The organism is Polynucleobacter sp. MWH-Spelu-300-X4 (assembly GCF_018687515.1).
Lineage (GTDB): Bacteria > Pseudomonadota > Gammaproteobacteria > Burkholderiales > Burkholderiaceae > Polynucleobacter.
The window spans coordinates 489,810-502,245 of the sequence record NZ_CP061294.1 but is presented as its reverse complement, the minus strand read 5'-3'; the positions used below and the strand labels follow the sequence as shown (position 1 = coordinate 502,245).

General features: G+C 42.6%; 10 protein-coding genes and 1 other RNA gene. 7 read left to right on the top strand and 4 right to left on the bottom strand.

Annotated elements, in window-relative coordinates:
- Positions 1 to 90: 90 nt before the first annotated feature.
- From ompA to ICV01_RS02565, 5 genes are all read left to right on the top strand, one after another.
- Positions 91 to 660: an outer membrane protein OmpA gene (gene ompA / locus ICV01_RS02585; protein WP_215288310.1), complete on the top strand. Its 570-nt coding sequence runs from the start codon at positions 91 to 93 to the stop codon at positions 658 to 660.
- Positions 661 to 768: 108 nt separating this feature from the next.
- Positions 769 to 1,461 (top strand): bifunctional 2-polyprenyl-6-hydroxyphenol methylase/3-demethylubiquinol 3-O-methyltransferase UbiG, encoded by a 693-nt coding sequence (ubiG, locus tag ICV01_RS02580; RefSeq protein ID WP_215288309.1) that lies wholly within the window; start codon positions 769 to 771, stop codon positions 1,459 to 1,461.
- Between the two features lie 5 nt (positions 1,462 to 1,466).
- Positions 1,467 to 2,153 (top strand): HAD-IA family hydrolase, encoded by a 687-nt coding sequence (locus tag ICV01_RS02575; protein WP_215288306.1) that lies wholly within the window; start codon positions 1,467 to 1,469, stop codon positions 2,151 to 2,153.
- A 20-nt stretch (positions 2,154 to 2,173) separates the two neighbouring features.
- Complete coding sequence (gene mnmH, locus ICV01_RS02570; protein ID WP_215288305.1) at positions 2,174 to 3,232, top strand: tRNA 2-selenouridine(34) synthase MnmH; 1,059 nt, start codon at positions 2,174 to 2,176, stop codon at positions 3,230 to 3,232.
- Positions 3,229 to 4,452, top strand: coding sequence for a 50S ribosomal protein L11 methyltransferase (locus ICV01_RS02565; protein ID WP_215288303.1), 1,224 nt, complete (start codon positions 3,229 to 3,231; stop codon positions 4,450 to 4,452). Before mnmH ends, ICV01_RS02565 begins: the two co-directional genes overlap by 4 nt.
- Before the next feature lie 68 nt (positions 4,453 to 4,520).
- Here the strand turns inward: ICV01_RS02565 and ssrA are convergent.
- The 3 genes from ssrA to ICV01_RS02550 form a co-directional block, all read right to left on the bottom strand.
- Positions 4,521 to 4,882, bottom strand: a transfer-messenger RNA (tmRNA) gene (ssrA, locus tag ICV01_RS02560).
- Positions 4,883 to 4,936: 54 nt separating this feature from the next.
- The gene (locus tag ICV01_RS02555) at positions 4,937 to 6,037 is read right to left on the bottom strand and encodes a hemin-degrading factor (protein WP_215288302.1); all 1,101 of its coding nucleotides are present in this window, start codon (positions 6,035 to 6,037) and stop codon (positions 4,937 to 4,939) included.
- Between the two features lie 133 nt (positions 6,038 to 6,170).
- Positions 6,171 to 7,139: an SLAC1 anion channel family protein gene (locus ICV01_RS02550; RefSeq protein WP_215288300.1), complete on the bottom strand. Its 969-nt coding sequence runs from the start codon at positions 7,137 to 7,139 to the stop codon at positions 6,171 to 6,173.
- A gap of 65 nt (positions 7,140 to 7,204) precedes the next feature.
- Between ICV01_RS02550 and ICV01_RS02545 the strand changes: the two genes are divergently transcribed.
- On the top strand, positions 7,205 to 8,659 hold the full coding sequence (locus ICV01_RS02545) for a ferric reductase-like transmembrane domain-containing protein (RefSeq protein WP_215288298.1): 1,455 nt from the start codon (positions 7,205 to 7,207) through the stop codon (positions 8,657 to 8,659).
- Here ICV01_RS02545 and ICV01_RS02540 read toward each other — a convergent pair.
- Complete coding sequence (locus ICV01_RS02540) at positions 8,656 to 10,605, bottom strand: ATP-binding cassette domain-containing protein (protein WP_215288296.1); 1,950 nt, start codon at positions 10,603 to 10,605, stop codon at positions 8,656 to 8,658. The two genes, ICV01_RS02545 and ICV01_RS02540, sit on opposite strands and share 4 nt — an antisense overlap.
- A gap of 40 nt (positions 10,606 to 10,645) precedes the next feature.
- Between ICV01_RS02540 and ICV01_RS02535 the strand changes: the two genes are divergently transcribed.
- Positions 10,646 to 12,421, top strand: coding sequence for a cation:proton antiporter (locus ICV01_RS02535; RefSeq protein ID WP_215288294.1), 1,776 nt, complete (start codon positions 10,646 to 10,648; stop codon positions 12,419 to 12,421).
- Positions 12,422 to 12,436 lie beyond the last annotated feature (15 nt).

Sequence of the window (12,436 nt, the reverse complement as noted above, 5' to 3'; positions counted from 1 at the left end):
ACCCGAAGCCTGTCAATTAGCTGATTTATAGTGCTAAAATGATGCATATCCATATTGGATAGCCTCCACACAGATAACAAGAGGAAAAAAATGAAAAAACTACTACAACTAATCGCCATCGCTGGTATCGCTATCAGTGCTTCTGCTTTCGCTCAAAAAGCAAACGATAACTGGGTTAACAGCACAGGTATCGTATGGAAAAACGGCACAAACGAATTATGCTGGCGCAATGCTAACTGGACTCCAGCCACTGCTGCTCCAGGTTGTGACGGCGCACTTGCAGGCACAGCAGCTCCTGCTGTTAGCTCAAAAGTAACTTACAACGCTGATGCATTGTTCGATTTTGACAAGTCAGTATTGAAGCCTGAAGCTAAAGCTAGCTTGGATAGCTTGATTGGCAAAATCAAGAACTTGACACTAGAAGTTGTGATCGCTGTAGGTCACACAGATGCTATTGGCACAGTTGCTTATAACCAAAAATTATCTGTTCGCCGTGCGAATGCAGTTAAAAAGTACTTAGTAAGCAAGGGTATCGAAGCCAACCGTGTTTATGTTGAAGGTAAAGGCAAATCACAGCCTGTTGCTGATAACAAGACAAAAGAAGGTCGCGCTAAGAACCGTCGCGTAGAGATCGAAGTAGTTGGAACACGTCAGAACTAATTCTGAACCCCAACCCCTAAAAGCCCGGCGATTCATTCCCGGGCTTTTTTATTTGCCCCTAACCACTGTTTTGCGGCAGAACCCCGTTTGCTTGATTAAAATGAGCCTATGAACGCAGATCAAACAGAAATCGACAAATTCAGTTCGTTGGCCCACCACTGGTGGGACCCTACCAGTGAATTCAAGCCCCTACATGCCATCAACCCATTAAGACTAGATTGGATCCAAAAGCATACTGAGATTCAAGGCAAAAAGGTCCTTGATGTTGGATGCGGCGGCGGCATTTTGACAGAGTCACTAGCAAAAATTGGCGCCCATGCCAAAGGGATTGATTTATCTGAAAAAGCCCTAAAAGTGGCTGATTTACACAGTTTGGAGACTGGTATAGCCGTTCAATATGAATATATCAGCGCTGAAGACCTCGCCAGTAAAGAAACAGGTCAATACGATGTAGTGACATGTATGGAGATGCTTGAGCATGTACCAGACCCACAATCCATCATCAAAGCCTGTTCAGCATTAGCCAAACCAGGCGGCAAAGTATTCTTTAGTACGCTCAATCGCAACCCCAAATCCTATTTATTAGCTGTTATTGGCGCTGAATATATTTTGCGCATGCTCCCTAAGGGGACTCATGACTACAAAAAATTCATCAAACCTTCAGAGCTCAATGGATTTTTACAAGACGCGGGGCTGGAAATGAATGAAATCATCGGCCTAACCTACAATCCAATAACTGAAGTGTATGCCCTAGGCAGAGATACTGATGTTAACTATCTTGTTGCCACCACCAAAAAATAATCTTTATGTCATCTTTCAGCACAAATGCAGCAACACCCTTATACAAGGGTGTTTTTTTTGATTTAGATGGCACTTTGGCTGATACAGCTCCTGATTTGGTCGCTGCAGCTAATTTATTAAGAACCTCCCGATCACTAGAACCCTTGGCATATGAATTATTAAGACCGAAGGCTTCTGCTGGAGCTCGCGGCTTAATTGAGGGTGCCTTTGGTTACACGCAAGACCATCCGGATTTCACACAATTAAGGGATGAGTTTCTAAGCAATTATGAAAAAGCTATCTGTGTTGAAAGTAAATTATTTGAAGGCATGGATGAGTTACTGCGTGAACTAGAACAAAACCAAGTTATTTGGGGCATTGTGACGAATAAGTTTGAGCGTTTCACCTTCCCTCTATTGGCAAGCATGCAACTCGATCAACGCAGCAAAGCCATCATTGGCGGTGATACCACCGGATTTTCCAAACCGCACCCGGCACCCGTTTTAAAAGCCGCAGAGATCAACAACCTAGACCCCAAAGTTTGCTTATACGTAGGCGATGATTTAAGAGATATCGAAGCAGGCAAAGCTGCCGGCATGACCACAGTAGCAGCTTCATATGGCTACTGCGGGTGTGACGAGCCTATTGAAGACTGGGGCGCAGACTTCATCATTCACCATCCGCTTGAATTACGCCAGATCGTTTTCAAATAAACCATCTGTATCATCTCCAAATGAAATCTAGCGGCATCGCCAAAGCACATCAAATTACTGAATTTACCGACATCATTGATGTGCGCACGCCGGCTGAATTTGCGGAAGACCATATTCCGGGTGCGATTAACTTCCCCGTTCTATCTAATGAAGAACGTGTGCAGGTTGGCACGCTGTATCACCAATCCCCTTTTGAAGGAAAAAAATTAGGGGCGGCGCTGATTGCTAAAAATATCGCCGCGCATATTCAAGAACACTTTATTCATCAACCCAAAGAATGGAAGCCTCTCATTTATTGCTGGAGAGGCGGCAAACGTAGCGGATCGATGACTCACATCATGCGTCAGATTGGATGGAACGCATACATCTTAGACGGTGGCTATAAGGCGTATCGTAGAAATGTCGTCAAAGAACTGACTGATCTATCACCACAATTCCAATACCTTGTCGTCACTGGGCAAACTGGCAGCGGCAAAAGTAAGGTGCTTGAAGCGCTCGCAGAACAGGGAGCTCAAGTGTTGGATTTGGAAAGTATCGCCAATCACAAAGGGTCCGTTTTAGGAAACATCCCCAACTCACCCCAACCAACTCAAAAAAACTTTGAAAGCCAATTGCTCTCAGTATTAAAAAATTTAAATCAGGAACAAGTTGTTTTTATTGAAGCTGAAAGCAGAAAAATTGGCTCACTTCATGTACCTGACGCCTTGCTGGAAAAAATGCGCGCCAGTCCTTGCTTAAAAATCGAGGCAAGCTTATCTGCACGAGTTAAATTCCTACAAAAAGATTATGCTTATTTTTTAGAAGATCCAGAAGAGCTTAAAAAAACAATTGATTTTCTAAAAGAGCTACATGGCAAAGAAACTTTGCAATACTGGAAAGAATTAATTGATCAAAAAAACTGGGCAACTTTAGTTGAGCAGTTGCTTGAGAAGCATTACGACGCCCTTTACCGCCGTTCACAAAATTCAAATTACGTGAACTACGATCAAGCTCCCAACTATTACACCGCGGATTTATCCGCCAAAGGCATCCAGATGTTAGCCACAGAAATCTTAAAGGGACAAACTTCGTCATCATGACCATTCACGCACCACTTCACGAATCTGATCACCCCCTCCTTACTTGGGATGAAGGTGAAACCACCCACTCTTGCCGCTGGCGCTCTGAAAAAGGCTCGCCACCTCCCAAGAAACTTATCATCGCCGATGACACACTCACAGCGGATGAAGCCTACCGCTTAGCATGCGAGGGTACCGGCATTATCTGGCGTGGCGATTTCCAAAATGCAAAACAACTACTACAGGCGCTTACACGTCGGGCAGAGAAACCATCCAAAAAAAGCGTCCGCAAAAAACCCGCTAAACGAACGCCTGAAGAAGGTTTAATCCCTTTAGCAAAACCGATGTCTGAAATCTTTCACTTACATCGACAAGCGCAATCCCAAAAAAGTCGCACATTAGGTATGTTGTTGATTCAATTTAATCCCGATCACAGCATCCCTCTAAGAAGAGCTCCTGATGTAACGCAAGCGTGCCTTGCCGTTTATGGCAAAGTGACAGAACCCTATGTGACGTCATTGCGAGATTTGCTTGGTTTCATTGGTTCATTAGAATGGCGCAAAAATGGTATGGCTATTCCAGCGCTTAAAGACATGGGCGATGGACACATTCACCCACATTACGGCGTATTTGCTCCAGTGCGCTCGGAATATCTTGGTTTATTAGAAAAAGCGCCACTACCAGCTGAAACGACAAATAACTCCCTCGCTTTTGATATTGGTACAGGAACAGGTGTTTTAGCAGCGGTTTTAGCTAAACGTGGCATTCAAAAAATTATTGCTACCGACCAAGATGAGCGCGCTATTGAATGCGCGACAGAAAACATCGAAGGTCTAGGCATTAAAAAGAATATCAAACTGATTAAAACAAACCTATTCCCAGAAGGTAAAGCCCCGTTAATTGTTTGCAATCCTCCTTGGATTCCCGCACGACCAAGCTCGCCTATTGAATACGCCGTGTATGACCCAGACAGTCAAATGCTAAAAGGATTTTTAGCTGGACTTAAAGACCATCTCTCCACCAACGGCGAAGGTTGGTTAATTTTGTCTGATTTAGCGGAGCACTTAGGATTAAGAACAAAAGCCGAACTGCTTTCATGGATAGAAGCAAGTGGCCTCAAAGTAATTGAACGACTAGATATAAGGCCTACCCATAAAAAAGCGCTTGATCAAACCGATCCTCTTTATAGAGCAAGGGCAGCAGAGGTTACCTCTTTATGGAGATTAACTGTAGCTAATTAAAGAAGAGAACAAATCTAAAGCTAAACTAGAAAAAAGAAAAAGGGCTCGAAATTCGAGCCCTTTTGAATTGGTGGAGCCGGCGGGGATCGAACCCGCGTCCGCAAATCCTCCACATAAAGTTCTACATACTTAGTTGTGTCTTTTGATTTAATTGCCTTGTCACGGACCAACACGTTACAAGACAACGATTCGCTAAATTTTCGAACTGCACACCGCGACACGATGCAGTCTTATCTCTTGTATATGACCCTGATGTAGCTTTTACACTACCTGACCCAAGAGAGAATCAGTTCAGGGGCAACCGCAATTAAGCGGCTAGTGCGAAACGTTCGTCGTTTGCAGTTATTACATTTCCCATTGATTTACGAGATAACGGGTCCTCGGTATGCCCTCCATGCTTTGCAATCCACGTCGAAACCATGTCGGCCCCGATATGCGCATATCAGTATTTGTATTTTATTCCTTTTAAATAGTTCCTGCTTATTTATCCAGCGATCGCCATTTCACCATCTTTACAAGACTCCAGTAAGCTCCTCCAGTCTGCTGACTCAGATTTACCCAAAATACGCTCACCAAAAATCATAGCAATTACTTCCCCAGCAGCATCCAAAATCTCCAAAGAAGTAATCACACCATCTTTACTTGGCTTACGCACCAACCAAACCGAAGGAAGCTCACTGATTTTTAAATGGAAGTTAAATGCAGGATCAAAAATATTTAACCAATCCTTGGTACCCATCACATTCTTGATTAATCCTGAATAAATTTGCACAGCACCCCGATTACCCACATAAATAGTCAGAGGTACGTCTAAATGTCCAGCCGACTCCAATAAAAATTTAACAGAGTTCGCTTCTAGCTTCTGCGCATAATCATCACCAATCAAGGTAAGGGCCTCCAATCTATTTATCTGATACTTCTTAAGGATATTAAAAAAATCATGCGTATCTTGCAACGCTACCCAATCAGATTTAAAAGCGGCCAAATCAGAGTCTTTTAATTTAACCTCATTTTGTAATGGCTCATCTCGCTTACTATGAATAAAGATACCTGGATCTTGGTTGGAATCTGCCATTTGATGCACCACATGATCTAAGTGCGTATGACGACTTTCAGGCAATAAAAATATTTTATGAATAGCTTGCCCATATTCATCAAAAAACTGAAGGCTCTTTTGCAGTGTTTCTTGCTTACCTTCCTCAAAAATATAGGCAAACTCCCATTGTCTGTAAAACAACCTTAAATCAATGCCGTTACCCACAACTAAGCCAATATCACCTTGAAGACTGACATTTTCATATTTGCCAATTTTTTCATGAACTGCATAGGGATTGCGCGTGAGGGCCATGACCTCACCAAGCCCTTCCGTCAATTTAATAATTTCCGGCCAACTTTTCTTTAAGCGAATAGCTTTTGCCAAATTAGGCGATGATCTAACGACGTCTAATTTGCTGACGCCTACATGAGCGTCAATTAATTCCGCCTCAGTTAACTGTAAAAAATCGGCAATTTCTTTATGCCTTAATTTCTTTTCTACTCTTAAGCCAACAAAACTTTTTCTAATGTCATTAACGGTAGCGCACATACGCCCTCCTATAAAAATAGGCACTGGCTTGCTAAAAGGGAATAAATCGCTGGCTTGTGCTAAGTGAGTGAAAAATGCAGACTCCATATTACATGAGAATGATTCTCAACAAATACTCCTCATGTAACAAGGGTTAATCAACCCATTGCGGATCTTTCATATGAATTGCCATCAATGTCCTGATAAATAGCCCAACAATAATAATTGTCGTCATCAATAAAGATAGGTAAGCCAATGGCGCAACCTCAGGGACAAAGATCGAATAACCTAACATCGCCGTAGCGAAAGAAGCTGTTGGAAATGAATAAGCCCAGCACGACATAAAAAAAGGCAGCTTATAAAAGAATCTAAATTGCGTTAATAAGAATGCAGCGAAAAATAATGCAAGCGCCATTAATACATGCCCCGTAGGGTCTAAATATTTTTCAGCCAATGGATTGGTTAATGCAATCCATGAAACAAAGGCGACACTTGGTGGCGCCAAAAAAATAGCCATCGTTGGCTTTAAACGCTCAGGTAAACCAGGCTGAACAAACATTAAGCGGTACAACATAATGACCAAAATCACAAACCACAAAATCAAGCCAATGCTAAAAAAGAACCAAGATAATTCAATGTACCCAAGCTTGATACCGCCAACAGGAATCACTGCATTACCTACCGCTGGAATAAACCAAACAGGGCAAGCATGCGACGCCTGAAGATGCTCGCGATGCACCCAAGCATTTAAAACCGCTAGGATTGCCAATAAATGAACGCCTGCGCTGGCGAACCACAACACCTCGGCACCCGTATGCGAATAAGGAAACAAAACCGCTGCTAGCAAAGTCATACCGACGCTAATAGCAGCAAAAAATGATGATTTAACTGGGTGATGCCACTCTTCCAAAATTTTTTCAGGCGCTTGAATTTGTTTGCGTATTAAACCCAAAGTCAAAAGTACGAATACACAGGCTGCCAAGACACCAAATCCCAAAGCCACATCATTAGCGTAAGGCATGTCGGTCAAAGTTGAGAACTTGGTCCAAGACAAAGACAAACTAGATAAACCCATAACCATGGTGAAAGCAGATATGGGAGGTGATGCCAAAAAAGTTCTCATAATTGTGTCAATTAAAATGAATAATTAAATACTTAATATGTCAGTTAATGAATCATAATCCTCCTATGAAACAACGTATATTAAGTTTTAGCTGTTTTTTAGTTTATCTAGGACTAGTTGCACTACCACTCCTCCTAGCCACAACAACACACCTCCCCAATCGACCCTGGCTAGATGAACTATCTAGCGCCATGGCCATGTTGGCATTCAACATTATTTTGTTGGAATTTTTAACCAGTGGGAAAATTGCTTGGCTATCTAAACGGATGGGTATTAACTGGGTATTACAAATACACCAACTATTTTCAAGAACAGCCATCCTATTGCTAATCAGCCACCCTTTTTTATATAGCCTACCGAATCACCCCAATTACGCACCAGGACCACCCGGTGAAAGCTATCTAGGCATGACTGGTCCAACTCTGATGACAGGACTGCTAGGCCTTATCACTTTAGGCATCTTAATTGGCCTTGCTATCACAAGAACTAAATCGAAAACTAGCTATGAATCTTGGCGCGCGAGCCATGTCATCATGGCCTTGACCATATCCAGCGCAGGACTTCATCACACCCTTCATGCTGGCAGATATGCTCAAGAAAAATGGATGATGCATTACTGGCAAGTAGCATTTGGTATAGCGCTACTCACACTCCTTTGGGTTTATGTCATACAGCCATTAATCCAAAAATATCATCCTTACCAAGTCAGCTCACTTAAGCAGGTGGCTTACAACATCTGGGAACTAACTATTCACAGCAAAAATCCCAGCACACACCCGTCTTATCAAGCCGGCCAATTTACTTGGTTAAAGTTAAAAACTCCTGCGCCACTTTACGAAAACCCATTCTCAATCAGTTCAGCACCCACCCCATCATCTAATACGCTTAGTTTTTTAATCAAAGATTTAGGGGACTTTACTCACCAAGTAACCGAATTAAAAATAGGTGATTCAATTTATGTCAGTAGCGCTTATGGCAATTTTGGCCAACTAAGCAATGAGAGCAACTCTAACAACATCCCGCTCGTTATGATTGCCGGCGGCGTTGGAATTGCCCCAATGATTAGCCTACTCAAACAAATGATTGCCACACAGCACACAGTAGAACGAGCTATCCACCTAATTTATGGCAATCGCATTGAGAGCCAAATCATTGATTTATCGACCATGGTTAACCTAAAAGCTTTTAAAAATTTAACCATCACGCATGTTATTTCAGAGCCAACTTCCGACTGGAAGGGATTGGTCGGGGTCTTGGATCAATTAACTCTCAAAAAAGCATTGGAAAAAACAAACAGCTTTAATGGCTCAACAAAATATTTAGTTTGTGGCGCCGCTGAAATGATTGATGGCGTCGAGTATGCTCTAGAGGCTCTCTCTGTCGATATATCTCAAATTGATTCAGAGAAATTCCAATACGATTTCACTCAAAAAACAGCCCGTATCAGAAACTCTTTAATTGGCTGGACCCTAGGAACAATGGCGCTAATAGCTAGCGCCATATATTTTTCACAAACTTAACTCTCAGCCCTGGCCAGTAAATTTTCCCACCTTGCCATCGAGGTAATCAATTGCTCCTCAATATCACGCAATCTTGCCTGATATTGAGCTAATTTTTGTGGCTGATTTTTATATAAGTCTGGGTCACCTAATTGGATGCCAATATCAGCCTGCTCTTTTTCGAGTGCATCTATCTGCAATGGAATAGCTTCCAGCTCTTGCCTCTCTTTACCATTTAGTTTTTGAACTTTAGGCTTTGTTTCTGACTTTACTTCCGGCCTCACCTCTAACTTCGACTCTTGCTTAGCTTCAGATTTACCTTCTTGCTTAAGATCTAACTTAGGCTCTGATTTATTGTCTTTACCAGCCATCAAAGCTTCAAACCGCTGCTTCTGAATTTTCCAATCTTCGTAACCACCTTCGTACTCACGCCAAGAACCATCACCTTCATAAGCAATGATGCCTGTCACCACGTTATCCAAAAAAGCCCGATCATGACTCACCAGAAAAACTGTGCCCTTATAGTCTTGTAGCAACTGCTCAAGTAGCTCTAAAGTATCAATATCTAAATCGTTGGTGGGTTCATCAAGCACCAACACATTAGCTGGTCTAGCGAATAATCTCGCCAATAACAAACGGTTTCTCTCTCCACCCGATAACGTGCTAACTGGTGAAGCAGCACGCTCTGGCGCAAACAAGAAATCATTTAAATAACTTTTAACATGCTTGCGATTGCCATTGATCTCAATCCATTCGCTACCAGGACTAATGTAATCCTCTAACGTCGCATTCAGATTCAAACCTTCGCGCATCTGATCAAAGTAGGCCACCTCAATACGCGACCCCATTGTGGCAACACCACTATCAGGCTGAATAACCCCCAAGATTAATTTCAATAAAGTAGTTTTACCCGCACCATTAGGTCCTAATAACCCCACCTTATCGCCACGCAAAATAGTAGCTGTGAAATCTTTAACAATCGGTCTGTCATACGCTTTACTAACATGTTCTAGATCAGCAACGATTTTTCCACTACGCTCACCTGAAGAAACTGCTAATTTAATTTGCCCCATCGCATCACGACGGTCAGCACGCAAAGCTCTTAATTTTTCTAGACGAGCTATACGACCAACACTGCGTGTACGTCTAGCTTCTACGCCTTTGCGTATCCATACCTCTTCTTGAGCTAACAACTTATCAGCTCTTGCATTAGCCAAAACTTCCGATGCGATCTCTTGCTCTTTTAAAACCTCATAAGCGCTGTAATTTCCGGGGTAACTACGCAAAATGCCGCGATCTAACTCAACTATTTGCGTGCTAACAGCATCCAAGAAAGCGCGGTCATGGGTGATCAAAACAACCGAACCTTTAAATGTTTTTAATAAATCTTCCAACCAACTAATTGAATCTAAGTCGAGATGATTGGTTGGCTCATCCAAAAATAAAACATCCGGCACAGCTACCAGAGCCTGAGCCAAAGCTACACGCTTACGATTGCCTCCCGATAAGGAGCTAATACTGACATCTGGCATCAAATGCAACCGATCCAAAGTTTCATGAACCCGCTGCTCCCAATTCCAACCACTCATAGCCTCTAACTTTGTTTGAATCTCATCTAAACGATGGTGAGAGGCATCATCCCACTCTGCCACACTAAGAGCCTCATACTCTTCACGCAGCGCCTTAACCTCTGCAACCCCCTTGGAAACGGCGTTAAAAACGGTTTCTTGAGAATCAAAAACCGGCTCTTGAGCCACATAAGCCATGCGTAAACCCTGCTGATACTGCAAAGTACCATCATCTAGTTTCTCAAGACCCGCTAAAATTTTTAACAATGAAGATTTGCCTGTACCGTTACGACCTATAAGGCCGACTCTTTCGCCAGACTCTAGCGAAAAAGCGGTATTTGCAAGTAAATCGACATGGCCAAAAGCCAGTTTTGCATCAGTAAGAACAATTAAAGCCATAATGACATTATCGCCATTCAATTAAAAAGAGACAAAAAAGATGCATGAAATGGATTTCATTAAAGACTTAGCCGTCATTATGTTGGTGGCCGGAGTTGTCACTGTGATATTCCATTACCTAAAACAACCCGTTGTTTTAGGCTACATCATCGCGGGCCTCATTATCGGGCCATACACCAGCCCCTTCCCATTTATTTCAGATGAAAAAACCATTCGCACCCTAGGCGAACTGGGGGTTGTCTTTCTGATGTTTGGCTTAGGTCTTGAATTTAGCTTACGAAAACTAGCCAAAGTTGGTGCCACCGCTTTTGTCGCAGCGATTGCCCAAATTATTCTTTTAATTTGGGTGGGCTATGAAATTGGTAGGTTTTTCGCTTGGAAACAAATGGATGCCATCTTTTTAGGCGCCATGATGGCCATTTCATCCACCACCATCACAGTAAAAGCACTTGAAGAGCTTGGTTTAAAGAAAGAAAAATTTGCCAACCTGATTTATGGCATCTTAATTGTGGAAGATATTCTCGCCATCAGCTTAATTGTGATGCTCACCGGTATTGCAACCACTGGTCAATTGGAAGCTGCCGAGGCAGCTATGACCGTGGGCGAATTAATTCTATTTATTACCGTGTCATTAGCTATCGGAATTATGTTGATTCCTCGGTTACTCAATTTAGTAGCTAAATTCCACAGCAAAGAAATGCTTTTAGTGACAGTTTTAGGCCTGTGCTTTGGTTTTTGCCTGCTGGTCATGAAAATGGAATACAGCGTAGCCTTAGGTGCCTTCTTAATTGGTGCCATCATGGCAGAGTCACGCCATATACATACGATTGAAAAACTGATTGAACCGGTTAAAGACATGTTCATCGCCATTTTCTTTGTAACCATTGGCCTGCTCTTAGATCCAATGATCCTTTGGAAATACGCCTTACCCATCGCTATCATTAGCGGCGCTGTTGTCATTGGCAAAGTGATTTCTTGTAGCCTAGGAACATTTATTACTGGGCATGATGGCAAAACATCCATGAGTGTTGCCATGGGCAAGGCTCAAATTGGTGAGTTCTCATTTATCATCGCCTCGCTCGGTTTAACGCTCAACGTCACAAGCGATTTTTTATATCCCATTGTTGTGGCTGTATCAACTATTACCACGCTCACCACTCCTTATTTAATCAAAGGCTCCGATCCAGTTAGCACATGGATGGGTAAGCGCATCCCGGCAACTATTAAAAATGTCTTTATCCAGTATTCATCATGGCTCGGACAAATTCGTTCTGACCACCAACTACGCTCAGATATCAGGCCCTTCGTTAGACGTATCAGCCTGCATGTATTTGTCAATACGTGCATCGTGATTACCTTATTTTTATCAGCTACTAAATTATTTACCCTTATCAACGACTATGTTGATACAGGTCACCTCTTGTGGTTTAACGAAGACTATCAGCAAGCGACCATGTGGGCCATGAGCGTGCTGTTGTCTGCGCCATTTATGTTTGCCATTTACAGGAAATTAGAGGCCCTAGGTTTATTACTAGCCGATGTTCGCCTAGCTAGCAGCAATTATTCAGAAAGCGACCGAGCTGCCACGCATCAACTGTTTGCTCAATTAATGCCCGTTCTCACCATCATCTCCCTCTTAATGCTCGTTTCAGCCCTTAGCTCTAGCATTCTCCCCCCTATGGGCATGCTCATTATCTTGGCTGCTTTTATGGCCATTGTGATTTATCTATTAAGAAAACAAATGGTCAAAATACACGCGAAACTACAAATCGCGTTAACAGAATCATTCAAAGAAAATGGTCAAAATCAACCATAAGCACTATCAAACAAT